Origin of the sequence: Janibacter hoylei PVAS-1 (assembly GCF_000297495.1) — a bacterium.
GTDB classification, from domain to species: Bacteria; Actinomycetota; Actinomycetes; order Actinomycetales; family Dermatophilaceae; genus Janibacter; species Janibacter hoylei.
On the sequence record NZ_ALWX01000005.1, the window covers coordinates 72,627 to 89,683 of the forward strand.

Here is a 17,057-nt window from a genome sequence, read left to right on the forward strand (position 1 = left end):
TTGACCGGTGTCGGCGTCGCGTCGATGACCTGGCTGCCGACGGCGAGCGCGGGGGAGGCGGCCGGGTCGGTCAGGGCGGCCACGAGGTGCGCGGCGGCGGTGCCGAGCGCGGTCGCGACGACACCGCAGACGGCCGGGAGTGCGGTCCGAGAGCTCATGGTGGTGGTTCGCAGCCGCCGGCCCGGACGGATGGGGCGCTGCGTCGAGCACGACGAATGGCGCTGCCCTGAGGAGGACGCCCCGCGGCCGTCACGAATGGCGCTGCCCTGAGGAGGACGCCCCGCGGCCGTCACGAAGGGGGGACGGTCCGGCGGGTGCCGGTCCGTCCCCCCTTCGTGCGGGGTCATCGGTCAGAGGGCGTCGATGATCGCGTTGAGCGTCGCGCTCGGGCGCATCGCGGCCGCGGCCTTGTCGGCGTCCGGCTTGTAGTAGCCACCGAGGTCGACCGGCGAGCCCTGCGCGCCGATGAGCTCGTCGTTGATCTTCGCCTCGTTGGCCGCCAGCTGCTCGGCGACGGAGGTGAAGCGCTCCTTGAGCTCGGCGTCGGTGTCCTGGGCCGCTAGGGCCTGCGCCCAGTAGAGGGCGAGGTAGAAGTGGCTGCCGCGGTTGTCGATCGAGCCGAGCTTGCGGGCCGGGCTCTTGTTTTCCTCGAGGAAGGTCGCGATGGCCGTGTCGAGGGTGTCCGCGAGGACCTGGGCCTTGGCGTTGTCGAAGTTCGTCGCGAGGTGCTCCAGCGAGGCGCCGAGCGCGGAGAACTCACCGAGGGAGTCCCAGCGCAGGTAGTTTTCCTTGACGAACTGCTGGACGTGCTTGGGGGCCGAGCCACCCGCGCCGGTCTCGAAGAGGCCACCGCCAGCGAGCAGCGGCACGATCGAGAGCATCTTGGCGCTCGTGCCGAGCTCGAGGATCGGGAAGAGGTCGGTGAGGTAGTCGCGCAGGACGTTGCCCGTCACCGAGATCGCGTCCTTGCCGGCGCGGATCTGCTCGAGGCAGTAGGTGATGGCCTCGACGGGCGGGAGGATCTTGATCTCCAGGCCCTCGGTGTCGTGCTGCGGCAGGTACTCATTGACCTTCGCGATGATCTGCGCGTCGTGGGCGCGCTGCTCGTCGAGGAAGAAGACGGCCGGGGGCGCCGGTCGCGCGGGCGCGGGTGACGGCGAGCTTGACCCAGTCCTGGATCGGGATGTCCTTGACCCGGCTCATCCGCCAGATGTCGCCGGCCTCGACGGTGTGCTCGAGGACGACGTCACCGGCGGAGGTGGTGACGCGGACGGTGCCGTCGGCCGGGATCTCGAAGGTCGTCGGGTGCGAGCCGTACTCCTCGGCCTTCTGCGCCATGAGGCCGACGTTGGGGACGGTGCCGATTGTCGCCGGGTCGAGGGCGCCGTTGCGCTTGTGCTCCTCGAAGACGGCGGCGTACATCGGGCCGTACGAGCGGTCGGGGATGAGCGCGAGGGTCTCGGACTGGCCGCCCTCGGCGTTCCACATCTGACCGGAGTCGCGGATGACGACCGGCATCGAGGCGTCGATGATGACGTCGCTCGGGACGTGGAGGTTGGTGATGCCCTTGTCGGAGTCGACCATCGCCAGCGCGGGGCGCTGCTCGGCGAGGGCGTCGATGTCGGCGCGGATCGCGTCACGCGTCTGCGCCGGCAGCGTGTCGAGCTGCGTGTAGAGCGAGGCGAGGCCGTAGCGCAGGTCGACCTCGGCCTCGGCGAAGGCCTCGGCGTGCGTGTCGACGAGGTCGCCGAGCCAGGCGGCGACGGCGTGGCCGAAGAGGATCGGGTCCGAGACCTTCATCATCGTGGCCTTGAGGTGCAGCGAGAGGAGCAGACCCTCGGCGCGGGCGGTCTCGATCTGCTCGGCGTAGAAGGCGCGCAGCGCGGCGGCCGACATGAAGGTCGCGTCGACGATCTCCCCCTTCGTCACCGGCACGGCGTCCTTGAGGACGGTCTCGGTGCCGTCCGTGGCCGTCAGGGTGATCTTCAGGGTGTCGTCCGTGGGGGAGACGATGGACTTCTCGTTGCCGTAGAAGTCGCCCTCGGTCATCGAGGCGACGCGCGCGCGGACGTCGGCAGACCACGGGCCGAGGCGGTGGGGGTGCTTCTTGGCGAAGTTCTTCACGGCGAGCGGGGCGCGCCGGTCTGAGTTGCCCTCGCGCAGGACGGGGTTGACGGCCGAGCCGAGGACGTTGGCGTAGGCCGCGGCGACCTCGCGCTCCTCGTCGGTCGTCGGGGGAGTCGGGGTAGGCCGGCAGGTCGTAGCCCTGGCCCTGCAGCTCGGCGATGGCCGCCTTGAGCTGCGGCACGGAAGCCGAGATGTTGGGCAGCTTGATGATGTTGGCCTCGGGGGTGGTCGCGAGGCGGCCGAGACCGGCGAGGTTGTCGTCGACCCGCTGCTCGGCGGTGAGACGGTCGGGGAACTGGGCGAGGATGCGGCCGGCGAGCGAGATGTCGCTGGTCTCGAGCTCCACCCCGGTGCCCGAGGTGAAGGCCTGGACGATCGGCAGCAGCGAGTAGGTGGCGAGTGCCGGCGCCTCGTCGATCTTGGTCCAGATGATCTTCGCGGTCATGTGTGTCCCTCCGTGGGGTGTGGGGTGGGTCTCGCCGTGATTGTCCCACGAGCCGTGGAGGGCGCCCCAGACTGCCCGTCAGTAGGCGCCGCGGCCGCCGACGACGGCGTTGACCGTGCGCCCGAGGATGAGCAGGTCCTGCACGAGCGACCAGTTGTCGACGTAGTAGAGGTCGAGGCGGACGGTGTCCTCCCACGACAGGTCGCTGCGGCCAGAGACCTGCCACAGGCCGGTGATGCCCGGGCGCACGTTGAGCCGTCGGTGGACATCCTCCTGGTACTCCGCGACCTCGCGGGGGAGGGGGGGGGCGTGGGCCGACCAGCGACATCTCGCCGCGCAGGACGTTGATCAGCTGCGGCAGCTCGTCGACGGAGTAGCGCCGCAGCCACCGGCCGGGTGGGGTGATGCGCGGGTCCTCCTCCATCTTGAAGAGCAGCCCGTTGCCCTCGTCGAGGTGGCGGATCCGCTCGAGGACCTCGTCGGCGTCGGTCACCATGCTGCGGAACTTCAGGCAGTCGAAGGTGCTCCCGCCCTGCCCGACGCGCTCTTGGGCGAAGAAGACCGGGCCGCCGTCGTGCCGCCGCACCTGCCAGGCCGCCAGGAGCATGAGGGGTGCGGCGAGGAGGAGCGCGGTCGCGGCCCCGATGATGTCGAAGCCTCGCTTGAGCAGGTGGTCGAGCGAGCCCCGCTCCGGAGGGTCGACGAAGACGAAGGGGAGGCCGGCGAGGGGCTGGACCCGGATCCGGTCGCTCGCGATGTCGGTGAGTGCCGGGACGACGATCATCTCGATGTCGTGGTTGGCGAGCTCCCAGGTGACGCGGCGGTAGTCGGCCGCCCGGGGGAAGGCGCCCGCCGCGAGGATGACGGACGAGGCGCCGTGCTCGGTGACCAGGCGGACGAGGTCGTCGGAGTGGCCGATGATCTCGTGACCGGCCGGGGTGACGCGGTCCCGCCAGAAGCGGGGCGTGACGGCACCGACGACGGAGTACCCGAGGGTGGTCTCGCGGGCCAGCACCTTGGCCACGTCGTCGATCGTCATGGGGGTGCCGGCGACGAGGACCCGCGTGGCCCAGTGGCCCCTCGCGTGCATCCCGTGCACGAACTGCCGCACGGCGATCCGGCCGACCATGAGCGCCGGGACGCCGGTGACGAAGAGGATGACGAAGAAGCCGCGGGAGAGGGGAAACTTCGCGAGGTAGCAGCCGATCCCGATGGCGGCGGCGGTGACGAGGCTGGCCCGCAGGAGCCGGGAGAACTCGCTCGAGCCGGCCCCGATGTTGCGCCGGCTGTAGCCGCCGAGGGCGGCGATGGCGAGGAGCCAGCCGATCAGGACGTAGGCACCGGTCAGTCGGACGGACGCGTAGGTGATCTGCTCGGTGCGGTCCTCCGTGAAGCCGAGGATCGGCAGGTTGGCCCGGCCCCAGGCGGCGAAGACGATGACCCCGGCGAGGATGACGGCGTCCAGGGCCAGCACGGCCCGGTGAAACCACACGGGGACCGAGCGGGTGGCCTTGGCCGGGACAGCAGACGGGGGCGACACCGTGCTGTGCGCTGCCTGATCGGCCGCACCCGCCGGGCCGGCATCGCCGGCCGAGCCGGCCGCGAGGGTTCGTTCGGGTCCCACGTCGTCGCTCTGACGTTTCATCGTGATCCTCCACCGGAGTGTGGCAGGAGGCGGTCGGAGCAGTGGTCTGCCAAAACGCCGTAGGGCCGCGCTCCACCACGGCCGCTGTCCACAACGGCTAAAGGCTAGCGAGGCCACGTCGGCTTGGGCAATGCCTCCAGAGCAGCGGTCAGCGTGACCTTGGCCATGCCGCCGGGTGGCCCACCCCGCGAGGCCCACGCACACCGGCCTGACAGAATGGTGGGCATGACGACGGCATCCGCCCTGCCACGCATCCTCTCCGGGATGCAGCCCACGAGCGATTCCCTCCATCTCGGCAACTACCTCGGGGCGCTCGTCAACTGGGTCGGTCTGCAGGAGGACTTCGACGCCTACTACTTCGTCGCCGACCTGCATGCGCTCACCGTGCCGACCGACCCGGCCGATGTCACCCGTCGCAGCCGTGTCACCGCCGCCCAGTACATCGCCGGCGGCGTCGACCCCGAGCGCTCGGCGATCTTCTGCCAGAGCCACGTGCGCGAGCACACCGAGCTGATGTGGGTGCTGTCCTGCCAGACCGCATTCGGCGAGGCGAGCCGCATGACGCAGTTCAAGGACAAGACGGCCAAGGGGCTGGGCGCCAACGTCGGCCTCTTCACCTACCCGATCCTCATGGCAGCCGACATCCTCGTCTACGACGCGGCCCGCGTGCCCGTCGGCGAAGACCAGCGCCAGCACCTCGAGATCACCCGCGACCTCGCCGAGCGCTTCAACGCGCGCTTCGGCGACACGCTCGTCGTCCCCGAGCCGCACATCCTCAAGGAGTCGGCGCGGATCATGGACCTGCAGGAGCCGACGGCCAAGATGAGCAAGTCCTCGTCGACGGACAAGGGCCTGATCTCCCTGCTCGACGACCCCAAGCGCATCGCCAAGAAGATCCGCTCCGCCGTCACCGACACCGAGGGAGAGGTGCGCTACGACGTCGAGTCCAAGCCGGGCGTGTCCAACCTCCTGTCGATCCACTCGGCCCTCTCGGGCACCGCGGTGGCCGACCTCGAGAGCTCCTTCGCCGGACGGGGCTACGGCGACCTCAAGCAGGAGGTCGCCGACGTCGTCGTCGCTGCCGTCGAGCCCTACCAGCGGCGCATGGACGAGCTCATGGCCGACCCCGGTGAGCTCGACCGCATCCTGGCGAAGGGGGCCGCCCGCGCCTCCGAGGTCGCCGCCGCGACCCGTGACCGCGTCTACGACCGGGTCGGCCTGCTGGCGGCGAGGGGCTGACAGTGGCCGTGCACGGGGTGTCGATCGCGGTGCCCGAGCCGTGGGGTTCCCGCCTGCAGCAGTTGCGCGAGGACGTCGGTGACCCCTTCGCCCGGGCGATCCCGCCCCACGTCACCCTGATGCCGCCGACCGAGATCTCGCCGGCCCAGCTCGAGGGCTTCACCGCCCACCTGGCGTCGGTGGCACGTCAGCACGGACCCTTCATCATGCGTCTGCGCGGTACCGGCACCTTCCGCCCCGTGAGCCCGGTCGTCTTCGTCCAGGTGGCCCAGGGCATCCCGATGTGCGAACGGCTCGAGCAGGCCGTGCGCCGGGGGCCGGTCAGCCGTGACCTGGAGTTCCCGTACCACCCCCACGTGACCGTGGCCCACGCCATCGACGACGACGGGCTCGACCGGGCCTTCGACGAGGCCTCCGACCTCGACGCGGTCTACCAGGTCGACGCCTTCCACCTGTACGAGCACGGGGCCGACGGGGTCTGGCGGCCGATGGCCGAGTTCACCCTCAGCGGGGAGCGTCTGCAGCCCGCATCGTGAGGTCCCCCGAGGGGTCGAGGCTCTCGAGCAGGGTCCCGGCGATCTCGCCGAGCGCCTGCACCTGGTCGCGGCTCAGCCGGTCGAGGATCCGCTCGCGGACATAGGTGACGTGAGCCGGGGCTGCGGCCACGATCTGCTCCCAGCCGGCGTCGGTCAGGACCGCGTCGGTGGCCCGGGCGTCGGTCCCGCTGCGCTCGCGCGCCACGAGTCCGCGCTCCTCGAGCCGGCGGACGACGTGGGAGAGGCGGGGCAGCGTCGCATTGGTCCGTCGGGCCAGCCACGACATGCGCAGCGTCCGCTCGGGCGCCTCCGAGAGCATCGCGAGCACCTGGTACTCGAAGTGCGTCAGGCCCGAGTCCTGACGCACCTGCGTGTCGAGACGCGACGGCAGGACCTCGGCCAGGGCCACGACCTGCAGCCAGGTGCGCATCTCGTCGTCGTCGAGCCAGCGAGGTTCCATGCCCGTGATCATCCCAGACAGCCCGGCCCGCCCGGGTGGTGCGGCGCGGCGGTCAGGCGGCGTGCGCCGAGGCGGCGGCCTCGTAGTGGCCGACGAGCTGCTCGGTGAGGCTGCTCCACGAGCGGTCCGCCACCATCGCGGGGCCGTGGTCGCCCATGGACTCGCGCAGCGCGGGCGAGTCGACGAGCTCGGCGACCCAGCGAGCCAGATCACCGCGCACGTCGGGGGCGAAGAGGTAGCCGGAGCGACCGTGGTCGACGAGGTCGAGGGGGCCGCCCACCGCGGGTGCGACGACGGGCAGACCCGCGGCTGCGGCCTCCTGGAGGGTCTGGCCGAAGGTCTCCTTGGTGCCCGTGTGCACGAAGACGTCGAAGGTCGCGTAGGCGCGGGCGAGGTCCTCGCCGGTGCGCGGGCCGAGGAAGGCGGGGGGCAGGTTGGGGCGGCCGGGGCTCGTCGAGACCGCCTCGGCGAGCCGGGCGCCGAGCTCGTTGCGGCTCGGGCCCTCGCCGACGAGCACGAGGCGCGTCCCGGGGATCTGGGCCAGCTCGGCCAGGCGGTGCAGCTCCTTCTCCGGGGCGAGGCGCCCCACGTAGCCGAGCAGGACCTCGCCGCCCGGCGCCAGCGCCTGCTTGAGCGCGAGGGTCTCCGGGTCCTCCTTCCACGCCGGCGTGAAGAGCCGGGTGTCGACCCCACGCCCCCACAGCCCCGTGCGCGGGATGCGGTGGGCTCGCAGCTCCTCGAGCGTCGGCCGGCTCGGGGCGAGCGTCAGGTCGGCCCGCTCGTGGATCCGCCGGACCCACTCCCACGTCAGGGACGAGGCGCCGCGACCGATGGCCCCGGGCCCGTGCTGCTTGACGTAGTTGGGCATGTCGGTCTGGTAGATCGCGACGGTCGGCAGGTCGAAGGCCGCCGCATTGTGCAGCCCCCGGGCACCGACGAGGAAGGGGGAGGCGAGGTGGACGACGTCGGGGCGGAAGTCGCGCAGCGCCCGGCGGACGGCACCCGTGGGCAGCCCCGCGCGGAAGCCGCGGACGGGGACTGCCGGGAGCGTGCGCACGACGTGCCCGGCGTACGTCGAGGGTGCCGGGCCCGGGGCGATGATCATCGCCTTGTGGCCCTGCTCCCGCAGGTTTTCGGCCACCCGGCAGACGCTCGTGGTCACGCCGTTGAGGCTGGGCAGGAAGGACTCGGTCGCAATGGCAACTCGCACGTGACCAATGTGGCGCGGCGCCGCCCTTCGCCGGTGACCGTGAGGTGGGTGTCCGGTGAGCATCAGGTGACGACTTGACCTCGCCCGTCGTGCTCGCGCTCCGCGGGGCGTGCGGCACCTCCCTTCGCCGCCGACTAGCCTGAGAGCTGCCCGTCCACCTGCTGTCCCGGAAGGCTCCTGACCCATGAAGGTGATCGTCCAGATCCCCTGCCTCAACGAGGAGACGACCCTTCCTCTCGTGCTGGCGACCATCCCCGAGCAGATCCCCGGTGTCGACGTCATCGAGACACTCGTCATCGACGACGGGTCGAGCGACCGCACCTCGGAGGTCGCGCGCAAGCTCGGCGTCACGCACATCATCCGGCACACCAGCCCCCGTGGGCTGGCCCGGTCCTTCCGAGACGGCGCCGACTTCGCCCTCGCCCACGGCGCCGACATCCTCGTCAACACCGACGGCGACAACCAGTACCCCCAGGAGCGCATCGGCGACCTCGTCCAGCCCATCCTGCGCGGCGAGGCCGATGTCGTCGTCGCCGACCGGCAGACGCAGACCATCGCGCACTTCTCGCCCTTCAAGCGGCGGATGCAGGCCGTCGGGTCGGCGGTGGTCAACCGGGCCGCGGACACCGACCTGCCCGACGCGGCGAGCGGCTTCCGGGCCTACTCGGCCGCGTCCCTCATGCGGCTGAACATCGTCACCGAGTTCTCCTACTGCATGGAGACGATCATCCAGGCGGGGCACAAGCGGATGTCGATCGTCTCCATCCCCGTGACCACCAACGAGAAGACGCGCGAGTCACGCCTCTTCACGAGCATCTGGCAGCACATGGCCAAGTCCGGCTCGGCGATCATGCGCTCCTTCATCATGTTCAAGCCGCACGCCTTCTTCGGCCTGCTCGGGACGGTCCTGCTGCTCCTGGGACTCATCCCCTTCGTGCGCTTCCTCGTCCTGCTCGCGATGGGTGACGGCGGCGGGCACGTCCAGTCGTTGATCTTCGGCACCGCCCTGCTCGTCGGCGCGCTCTTCTCGTACGCTCTGCTCATCATCGCCGACCTGCAGCGCACCAACCGGGTGCTCATGGAGGAGACGCTCGAGCAGCTGCGCCTCCTGCGCTTCGGCGACCAGAGGGGGGGACCTCCGTGACGACGACGCCTGATCTCGATCGCTTCTGGGCCGTGGTGCCGGCGGGAGGCGCGGGCACGCGCCTGTGGCCGGTCTCGCGGGCCTCGTCGCCGAAGTTCCTGCACGACCTGACCGGCAGCGGCCGCACCCTCATCCAGGCGACCGTCGACCGCCTGCGGGTCCTGGCGGGCGAGCGGGTGCTCGTGGTCACCGGGGCCGCGCACGCCGACGCGGTGCGCGAGCAGGTGCCCGACCTCCCGTCGGACCTGCTCATCGCCGAGCCCTCCCCGCGGGACTCGATGGCCGCGATCGGGCTGGCCGCGGCCGTGCTCGAGCTGCGGGACCCCGAGGCGATCATCGGGTCCTTCGCGGCCGACCACGTCATCGGTGACCAGGCCGTCTTCGACCGGGCCGTGACCGAGGCCGTCGGCGTCGCCCAGCGCGACGACCGGCTCGTGACCATCGGCATCGAGCCGACCTTCCCCTCGACCGGCTTCGGGTACATCCAGATGGGTCCGCGGCTGCGGGCCCACCCGAGCGCGGCGCGGGTGCGTCAGTTCGTCGAGAAGCCTGACGCCCGCCGGGCCGCGTCGTACCTGGCCACCGGCGAGTTCCGGTGGAATGCCGGCATGTTCGTCGTGCGGGCCACGACACTGCTGGACCTGCTGGGCCGCTGGCACCCCGAGCTGGCCGACGGGCTGCGCGAGATCGCGGCCGACCCCACGCTGCTCGAGGAGCGCTGGGAGGGCCTGGAAAAGATCGCCATCGACCACGCCGTGGCCGAGCCCGCCGCCGACGAGGGCCTCGTGGCCGTCGTGCCCGGCGACTTCGACTGGGACGACGTCGGCGACTTCAAGTCGTTGACCGGGCTGCTGCCGCAGGGGGAGGGCGCGATGACCGTCGTCGGCGACCCCGCGCAGGTGCAGGCCGTCGACTCCGGCGGCCTGGTGGTCTCCGAGTCGGGACGCATGGTCGCCGTCGTCGGCCTCGAGGACGTCGTCATCGTCGAGACCGACGACGCCCTGCTCGTCGCCAGCCGCGAGCGCGCCCAGGACGTCAAGCTCGTCGTCGAGGCCCTCAAGGCCGCCGGGCGCACCGACCTCGTCTGAGGCACGCGCGCTCACGACGTGGCGCCTGCACCGCTGCCGACCGCGGCGTCGGTAGAGTCACCACGCCATGACTGCTCCTCTCGCCCCGACGCTCCTGCGCGTCATCGACGGACTCGTGCCCGAGCTCGTCGCCTTCCGGCGGGACCTGCACGCCCACCCCGAGCTCTCCTTCCAGGAGCACCGCACGACCGCCCGGCTCCGGGAGCGTCTCGAGGCAGCGGGTCTGGAGCCACGGTCGGTGAGCGAGACCGGGCTCGTCGTCGACCTCGGGGCGAGCGAGCCCCGGCGTCGGGTCGCCCTGCGCGGCGACATCGACGCGCTGCCGGTGCGCGAGCGCACCGGCCTCGACTGGAGCTCCACCGTCGACGGTGCCTGCCACGCGTGCGGTCACGACGTCCACGCCACTGCGCTGCTCGGGGCGGGCCTGGCCCTCGCCGAGGTCGCCGACGAGCTGGCCGCCCGCCACGTCGCCGTCCGCCTGCTCTTCCAGCCCGCCGAGGAGCAGATGCCCGGTGGAGCGCTCAAGTTCGTCAGGGAGGGGGTCATGCAGGGGGTCGACACCGTCTACGCGGTGCACTGCGACCCCTCGCTCGACGTGGGCGAGATCGGTCTGCGCGAGGGGCCGCTCACCGCGGCGGCCGACCAGGTGACGGTGACCCTGCGCGGGCGCGGCGGCCACACCTCGCGGCCCTTCCTCACCGAGGACCTCACCTACGCGCTCGCCAAGGTCGTCACCGACGTCCCGGCCGTGCTCAGCCGCCGGGTCGACCCACGGTCGGGGCTCGTCGTCGTCTGGGGCCGGGTGTCCGCCGGCGAGGCGATCAACGTCATCCCGTCGACGGGGGTCGCCCAGGGCACCCTGCGGATGCTCGACATCGAGCTGTGGGAAAAGATCGGCCCGCTCCTGCACGAGGTGGTCGACGACGTCGTGCGCCCCTACGGCGTCGACGCGGCGATCGAGCACATCCGGGGCGTGCCCCCCGTCGTCAACGACACCGGCGCGGTGGCGGCGCTCGGCCGCGCGACGATGGCGGCCGGCATGCGGCCGGTCCCCACCCCGCACAGCCTCGGGGGAGAGGACTTCGCGTGGATGCTCCACGAGGCCGAGGGCGCCATGGCCCGCCTCGGCACGCGCACCCACGGCGGTCGTACCTTCGACCTGCACCAGGGTGATCTCGTCGTCGACGAGGGCGCGGTCCGCAACGGCGCCACCCTGCTCACCCTCGCTGCGGCGGGGGAGTGGACGCGCGTCGAGCGCGACTGATCGACCGAGGGTTCTCCCCGCGTCCTCGGCGACGTCGTGGCGGTCTGGTCGCGGTCTCATAACAGTTGGTCCCACGGGCCACACGGGCCTGCACCACAGCGCCTACCGGGACGTAGCATCCCTCAGATGGTAGGCGCCGACGTCTGCCGAGTACCCCTGCTCGAGAAGGAGAGCGCCTTGCGTCACACCGTGAAGGCCGCATCGATCATGTCCGTGGCCGCGCTGGCCCTGACCGCATGTGGCGGCAGCGATTCTGGCGGCGACGCCACCTCCGGGGAGGGCTCCGACGTCAAGGCCTGCCTCGCGTACGACGTGGGTGGCCGCGGCGACCAGTCGTTCAACGACTCGGCGGCCAAGGGCCTGGACCAGGCCAAGGAGGAGCTCGGCGTCGAGGTCGAGGAGGTCGAGGCCAGCCAGGGCGAGAACGACGCGGCCCGCGAGGACCGCCTCAACCAGCTCGTCGACGCCGGCTGCACCAACATCATCGGTGTCGGCTACATCTACGCCAAGGCGATCGGCGGCGCGGCCAAGGACAACCCGGACGTCTCCTTCGCGATCATCGACGACGCCTCGGCCGACTCCGAGGGCGATAACGTCGCCCAGCTCGTCTTCGCCGAGCACGAGGCTCCTTCCTCGTCGGCGCGGCCGCGGCGCTGAAGTCCAAGAGCGGCAAGGTCGGCTTCATCGGTGGCACCGACGTGCCCCTGATCAACAAGTTCGAGGCGGGCTTCAAGGCCGGCGCCCAGGCCGTCGACCCCAAGATCGACATCCAGACCAAGTACCTGGCCGAGGACGGCTCGGGCTTCGCCGACCCGGCGAAGGGCAAGACCGCCGCCGAGGGCATGTACGACAAGGGCGCCGACGTCATCTACCACGCGGCCGGCGGCTCCGGCTCGGGTCTCTTCGAGGCGGCCAAGGCCAACAAGAAGATGGCCATCGGCGTCGACTCCGACCAGGCCAAGACCGCGGAGAAGGACGTCCAAGACGTCATCATCACCTCGATGGTCAAGAACGTGAACGTCGCGGTCTTCGACTACATCAAGGCCTCGACCGAGGGTGAGCCGCTCTCCGGCCTCCAGGAGTTCGACCTCAAGGACGGCGGTGTCTCGTATGCCACCACCGGCGGCAAGATCGACGACATCACCAAGGACCTCGACGACTACAAGCAGCAGATCGTCGACGGGAAGATCACCGTCCCGTCCAAGTGACGCCGACCGGCACCCCGGGGCCCGTTCGCACGCACTGCGTGTGACCGGGCCCCGGCCCGTCCGGAGCGCTACCCTTCGCCTGCGGCACGATCCCGCGGACGTCCCACGGAGGCACCATGAGCACGACCGTCCCAGACCCCCCTTCGGCCCCGAGCCCACCCACCGGTGACCTCGCGGTCGCGGTCGAGGGCATCACCAAGCGCTTCCCGGGCGTCGTCGCCAACCGGGACATCTCCTTCGGCGTCGAGCGGGGCACGGTCCACGCGATCGTCGGTGAGAACGGTGCCGGCAAGTCGACGCTGATGAAGATCCTCTACGGGGTCCAGCGGCCGGACGAGGGGACCATCTCCGTCGGAGGCGAGCCCGTCACCCTGCACAGCCCGGCCGACGCGATCAAGCACGGCATCGGCATGGTCTTCCAGCACTTCATGCTCGCCGACAACCTCACCGTTGCCGAAAACGTCGTGCTCGGCGCCGAAAAGCTGCATGGCATCGGTGCCGCGGCCCGCGCCGAGATCACCCGGATCTCCGACGAGTACGGCCTCGGGGTCGACCCCCGCGAGCTCGTCGCCGATCTCGGCGTCGGAGCCCGGCAGCGCGTCGAGATCCTCAAGGTGCTCTACCGGGGTGCGCGCACGATCATCCTCGACGAGCCCACCGCGGTGCTCGTGCCGCAGGAGGTCGACGAGCTCTTCGGCAACCTGCGTGAGCTCAAGCGCGAGGGCATCACGGTGCTCTTCATCTCGCACAAGCTCGACGAGGTGCTGTCCGTCGCCGACCGGGTCACCGTCATCCGCCGCGGCACTACCGTCGACACCGTCCTGCCCCAGGACGTCACGGCCCGCCAGCTCGCCGAGCTCATGGTCGGGTCCGAGCTGCCCACCCCGGAGACCGAGGAGTCGACGGTCACCGACCGCGTCGTGCTCTCCGTACGGGACATCACCCTCCCCGGCACCGGGCGCAATGCCCTCGAGGACGTCACGCTCGACATCCACGCCGGCGAGGTCGTCGGCATCGCGGGCGTCGAGGGCAACGGTCAGGCCGAGCTCGTCGAGGTGCTCATGGGCATGCGCGAGCCGGTCAGCGGCCGCATCGAGCTCGAGGGCACCGACATCTCCGACTGGGACGTGCGCCGCATCCGCGAGGCTGGCGTCGGCTACATCCCCGAGGACCGCCACCGTCAGGGCCTGCTGCTCGACGCCCCGCTGTGGGAAAACCGGATGCTCGGTCACCAGACCCAGGCCCCTGCCTCCCGCCGCGGGATCCTCACGCCGTCGGACGCGCGCGCGGACACCGAGCGGATCGTCGCCGAGTACGACGTGCGCACACCCGGCATCCACGTCACCGTCGGCTCGCTCTCCGGCGGCAACCAGCAAAAGCTCATCATCGGGCGCGAGATGAGCCATGCGCCCAAGGTGCTCATCGCCTCGCACCCGACCCGTGGCGTCGACGTCGGCGCCCAGGCCGCGATCTGGGACCTCATCCGGGAGGCCCGTCGCGAGGGCCTGGCGGTGCTGCTCATCAGCGCCGACCTTGAGGAGCTCATCGGCCTCTCCGACACGATCAAGGTCATCCTGCGCGGGCGCATCACCGGGGAGTTCGACCCCGACAAGGTCACGAGCCAGGAGCTCGGCAGCGCCATGACCGGCGCCGGGAAGGACGCCTCATGAAGCTCAGCCTCCGTCGCCTCCTGCTGACGTTGGCCGCACCCGTGCTCGCCATCCTCGTCGCCTTCGTCGTGACCTCGCTCGTCCTCGTGCTCGTCGGTGACCCCGTCGGCAAGGTGTGGTCGACGCTCCTGTCCGAGCCGCGCCCGCGCACGATGGTCAACATCATCAACAGCGGGATCACGTACTACATCGCGGCCGTCGCCGTCGCCGTCGGCTTCAAGATGAAGCTCTTCAACATCGGCGTCGACGGTCAGTACCGGATCGCCGCCTTCGCCGCAGCGCTCATCGCCGGTCAGGGCTGGCTGCCCGGGGTGCTCAACATCGTGCTCGCGATGCTCGTCGCGATGCTCGTCGGTGGCTTCTGGGCAGGCATCGCCGGCTGGCTCAAGGTCCGCCGCGGAGTCTCCGAGGTCATCTCGACGATCATGCTCAACACGATCTCCGCCGGACTCGTCGGCTGGGGGCTGCGGACCTGGGGCCAGCGCGCCGAGGGGAGCAACACCCGCAACACGCAGGAGATCCCCGAGTCGAGCCAGCTCGAGGGCTTCGCGGTCTTCGCCGACGCACCCAACCGGGTCTACACGCTGCTCGTGCTCGCGATCGCGATCGGCATCGCCTACTGGTTCGTCATCAACCGCACCCGGTTCGGCTTCGACGTGCGCGCCACGGGTGAGTCCGAGTCGGCCGCCGTCGCGAGCGGTGTCAAGGTGCCGCGCATGGTGCTCATCGCGATGATCGCCTCCGGCGCCGTCGCCGGCCTCATCAGCATGCCGGCCTTCTTCGGGGCCGACCACAGCTACGGGCTGAACTTCCAGGAGGGCGTCGGCTTCATCGGCATCGGCATCGCCCTGCTGGGTCGCAACCACCCGGTCGGCATCGCCTTCGCCGCGCTCCTGTGGTCGTGGCTGGAAAAGGCGAGCGACGGCCTTCAGCTGCAGGCCGGCGTCTCCCCGGCGCTCGTCTACATCATCCAGGGCGTCATCCTGCTGGCCGTCGTCATCGCCTACGAGGTCGTCGCCCGATTCGAGCGGCGCCTCGAGCAGAAGCAGGTCACCCGCCAGCTCGATGCCGGCGTCACCACGGAAGGAGCCACGGCATGAGCCTGAGTGTCGGCACCGAGACCCAGATCGCTCCGTCCACGCCTGCCCGCCGCATCCCCTTCTGGGCCTGGCCGCTCGCCCTCGCCGGCGTGCTCGTCGCGCTCTCCGCGATCCGTCTGGTCACGGGGATCAGCGACATCTCCTCCTCCGGCACCCTCGGTGCCACCCTGGCGCTCGCCATGCCCCTCGCCCTCGCGGGTCTCGGTGGCCTGTGGTCCGAGCGGGCCGGGGTCATCAACATCGGCCTCGAGGGCATGATGATCCTCGGTACGTGGGGGGCCGCCTTCGGCGCGATCCACGGCGGCCCGTGGATGGGCATCGTCGGTGCCATGGTCTGCGGCGCGGTCGGCGGGCTCGTCCACGCCCTGGCGACCGTGACCTTCGGTGTCGACCACATCGTCTCCGGTGTCGCGCTCAACATCGTCGCCTTGGGCGTCGCGAGCTACCTCGCCGCCCGCTTCTTCGGCGAGCTCGAGGGCGGCAGCGACGTGCAGTCGCCGCCACTCCCTTCGCTCCCGCGGGTGGGCATCCCCGGCATCTCCGACCCGCTGAAGTCCGTCGAGGACAAGGGGTGGTTCTTCGTCTCCGAGCTCGCCGCGCTGCTGCGCGCCGCCACGACCAACCTGTCGATCCTCACCATCATCGCCCTGCTGCTCATCGTGGGCACGTGGTGGCTGCTGTGGCGCACCCCCTTCGGCCTGCGGGTCCGCTCGTGCGGTGAGTCGCCGGTCGCCGCCGAGACCCTCGGCGTCAACGTCTACCTCTACAAGTACGTCGCGGTGACGGCCTCCGGCGCACTCGCCGGTCTCGGCGGCGGCTTCCTCGCCATGGTCGCGTCCAACGCCTACCGCGAGAGCCAGACCGACGGCCGCGGCTACATCGGTCTCGCGGCGATGATCTTCGGCAACTGGCGCCCCGGCGGGGTGCTCATGGGCTCCGGGCTCTTCGGCTTCATGGACGCCCTGCAGCTGCGCGGTGGCGGCGACGCGATCCACGCGCTGCTCCTGCTCATCGCGGTGCTGCTCGTCGGTCTCGGCCTGTGGCAGGTGCTGCGCCGCCAGCGCTACGTCCAGGGCACCATCGCCGTCGCCATCGGTGTCGCCGTCGGCGTGATCTTCGTGATCACCGAGACCGTCCCCGGCGACGTCACCCGGTTTGCGCCGCACCTGACGACCCTGCTCGTCCTCGCCTTCGCCAGCCAACGCCTGCGGATGCCGGCGGCCAACGGCAAGATCTACCGCCGCGGCGAGGGCCACTGAGGTGTCTGCCGCACTGAGCGACGCGGACTGGGAGCGGCTGCGGGTCACCGCGGTCGAGGCGATGGAGCGGGCCTACGCGCCCTACTCCAGCTTCCCGGTCGGCGTCGCCGGCCTCGCCGACGACGGCCGGCTGCTCAGCGGCTGCAATGTCGAAAACGCGTCGTACGCCGTCGGCCTGTGCGCCGAGTGCGGGCTCGTCAGCGACCTCGTCCGCACGGGTGGCGGCCTCCTCGTCGCCGTGTGGTGCGTCGACGCCCACGGCGACACCCTCATGCCCTGCGGCCGGTGCCGCCAGCTGCTGTGGGAGCACGGCGGCCCGCAGTGCCGTATCCAGACACCGGAGGGGGAGCGCTCGCTCGCCGAGATCCTCCCGCAGGCCTTCGGAGCCCACGACCTGGCGAAGGGAGCACCGTGACCGAGCGGCACGACGTCGTCGACGTCATCCGGACCAAGCGGGACCGGGGTGAGCTCACCCCGGAGCAGATCGACTGGGTCATCGACGCCTACACGCGCGGCGTCGTCGCCGACGAGCAGATGGCGGCCCTGGCGATGGCCATCCTCATCAACGGCATGTCCCGCGCGGAGATCTCGCGCTGGACGGGCGCGATGATCGCCAGTGGCGAGCGGATGGACTTCTCGTCGCTGAGCCGGCCGACCTCAAG

The 17,057-nt window shown here is 71.0% G+C and carries 12 protein-coding genes and 4 pseudogenes; 11 read left to right on the plus strand and 5 right to left on the minus strand.

Features of this window, described 5'->3' with window-relative positions:
* Window positions 1–350 precede the first annotated feature (350 nt).
* The 3 genes and pseudogenes from B277_RS01760 to B277_RS18630 form a co-directional block, all read right to left on the minus strand.
* Window positions 351–2,572: pseudogene (locus tag B277_RS01760) on the minus strand (NADP-dependent isocitrate dehydrogenase).
* 78 nt (window positions 2,573–2,650) lie between these two features.
* A complete protein-coding gene (locus tag B277_RS18625) occupies window positions 2,651–2,821 on the minus strand; it encodes a sugar transferase (protein ID WP_238539348.1) in 171 nt (56 codons plus the stop codon).
* A 103-nt stretch (window positions 2,822–2,924) separates the two neighbouring features.
* Window positions 2,925–4,508 (minus strand): annotated as a pseudogene (locus tag B277_RS18630) (sugar transferase); the annotation flags it as partial.
* On the opposite strand from B277_RS18630, the gene trpS reads away from it, so the two are divergent.
* Together trpS and B277_RS01775 are read left to right on the plus strand one after the other, a co-directional pair.
* Window positions 4,443–5,456, plus strand: a complete 1,014-nt coding sequence (gene trpS, locus B277_RS01770; RefSeq protein WP_007924487.1) for a tryptophan--tRNA ligase — start codon at window positions 4,443–4,445, stop codon at window positions 5,454–5,456. The pseudogene B277_RS18630 and the gene trpS overlap by 66 nt on opposite strands.
* Window positions 5,457–5,458: 2 nt before the next feature.
* Window positions 5,459–5,992, plus strand: a complete 534-nt coding sequence (locus B277_RS01775; RefSeq protein ID WP_007924488.1) for a 2'-5' RNA ligase family protein — start codon at window positions 5,459–5,461, stop codon at window positions 5,990–5,992.
* Here B277_RS01775 and B277_RS01780 read toward each other — a convergent pair.
* Both B277_RS01780 and B277_RS01785 read right to left on the minus strand, forming a co-directional pair.
* Window positions 5,961–6,452 (minus strand): MarR family winged helix-turn-helix transcriptional regulator, encoded by a 492-nt coding sequence (locus B277_RS01780; RefSeq protein ID WP_007924489.1) that lies wholly within the window; start codon window positions 6,450–6,452, stop codon window positions 5,961–5,963. The two genes, B277_RS01775 and B277_RS01780, sit on opposite strands and share 32 nt — an antisense overlap.
* Window positions 6,453–6,504: 52 nt before the next feature.
* Window positions 6,505–7,662 (minus strand): glycosyltransferase family 4 protein, encoded by a 1,158-nt coding sequence (locus B277_RS01785; protein ID WP_040880525.1) that lies wholly within the window; start codon window positions 7,660–7,662, stop codon window positions 6,505–6,507.
* A 184-nt stretch (window positions 7,663–7,846) separates the two neighbouring features.
* On the opposite strand from B277_RS01785, the gene B277_RS01790 reads away from it, so the two are divergent.
* The 9 genes and pseudogenes from B277_RS01790 to B277_RS01830 all read left to right on the plus strand — a co-directional run.
* On the plus strand, window positions 7,847–8,806 hold the full coding sequence (locus B277_RS01790; protein WP_007924493.1) for a glycosyltransferase family 2 protein: 960 nt from the start codon (window positions 7,847–7,849) through the stop codon (window positions 8,804–8,806).
* Window positions 8,803–9,894, plus strand: a complete 1,092-nt coding sequence (locus B277_RS01795; RefSeq protein ID WP_007924495.1) for a mannose-1-phosphate guanylyltransferase — start codon at window positions 8,803–8,805, stop codon at window positions 9,892–9,894. The genes B277_RS01790 and B277_RS01795 overlap by 4 nt, the downstream gene beginning before the upstream one ends.
* A 67-nt stretch (window positions 9,895–9,961) precedes the next feature.
* Window positions 9,962–11,158 (plus strand): amidohydrolase, encoded by a 1,197-nt coding sequence (locus B277_RS01800; protein ID WP_007924497.1) that lies wholly within the window; start codon window positions 9,962–9,964, stop codon window positions 11,156–11,158.
* A gap of 207 nt (window positions 11,159–11,365) precedes the next feature.
* A pseudogene (locus B277_RS01805) lies at window positions 11,366–12,366 on the plus strand (BMP family lipoprotein).
* Between the two features lie 116 nt (window positions 12,367–12,482).
* Window positions 12,483–14,036: an ABC transporter ATP-binding protein gene (locus B277_RS01810; protein ID WP_007924499.1), complete on the plus strand. Its 1,554-nt coding sequence runs from the start codon at window positions 12,483–12,485 to the stop codon at window positions 14,034–14,036.
* Window positions 14,033–15,136 carry an ABC transporter permease gene (locus B277_RS01815; protein ID WP_007924500.1) on the plus strand — a complete coding sequence of 368 codons (1,104 nt, stop codon included), beginning with the start codon at window positions 14,033–14,035 and terminating at the stop codon, window positions 15,134–15,136. The genes B277_RS01810 and B277_RS01815 overlap by 4 nt, the downstream gene beginning before the upstream one ends.
* The gene (locus tag B277_RS01820) at window positions 15,133–16,395 is read left to right on the plus strand and encodes an ABC transporter permease (RefSeq protein ID WP_007924501.1); all 1,263 of its coding nucleotides are present in this window, start codon (window positions 15,133–15,135) and stop codon (window positions 16,393–16,395) included. The genes B277_RS01815 and B277_RS01820 overlap by 4 nt, the downstream gene beginning before the upstream one ends.
* Window position 16,396: 1 nt before the next feature.
* Window positions 16,397–16,810: a cytidine deaminase gene (locus B277_RS01825; protein WP_007924502.1), complete on the plus strand. Its 414-nt coding sequence runs from the start codon at window positions 16,397–16,399 to the stop codon at window positions 16,808–16,810.
* Window positions 16,807–17,057: pseudogene (locus B277_RS01830) on the plus strand (thymidine phosphorylase); the annotation flags it as partial. The gene B277_RS01825 and the pseudogene B277_RS01830, both read left to right, overlap by 4 nt.

Excerpts from the sequence above, each read along its gene's own strand:
- trpS (WP_007924487.1), top strand. The coding sequence starts at position 4,443 with ATGACGACGGCATCCGCCCTGCCACGCATCCTCTCCGGGATGCAGCCC.
- B277_RS01820 (WP_007924501.1), top strand. The coding sequence starts at position 15,133 with ATGAGCCTGAGTGTCGGCACCGAGACCCAGATCGCTCCGTCCACGCCT.
- B277_RS01810 (WP_007924499.1), top strand. The coding sequence starts at position 12,483 with ATGAGCACGACCGTCCCAGACCCCCCTTCGGCCCCGAGCCCACCCACC.
- B277_RS01800 (WP_007924497.1), top strand. The coding sequence starts at position 9,962 with ATGACTGCTCCTCTCGCCCCGACGCTCCTGCGCGTCATCGACGGACTC.
- B277_RS01815 (WP_007924500.1), top strand. The coding sequence starts at position 14,033 with ATGAAGCTCAGCCTCCGTCGCCTCCTGCTGACGTTGGCCGCACCCGTG.
- B277_RS01780 (WP_007924489.1), bottom strand. The coding sequence starts at position 6,452 with ATGGAACCTCGCTGGCTCGACGACGACGAGATGCGCACCTGGCTGCAG.
- B277_RS01790 (WP_007924493.1), top strand. The coding sequence starts at position 7,847 with ATGAAGGTGATCGTCCAGATCCCCTGCCTCAACGAGGAGACGACCCTT.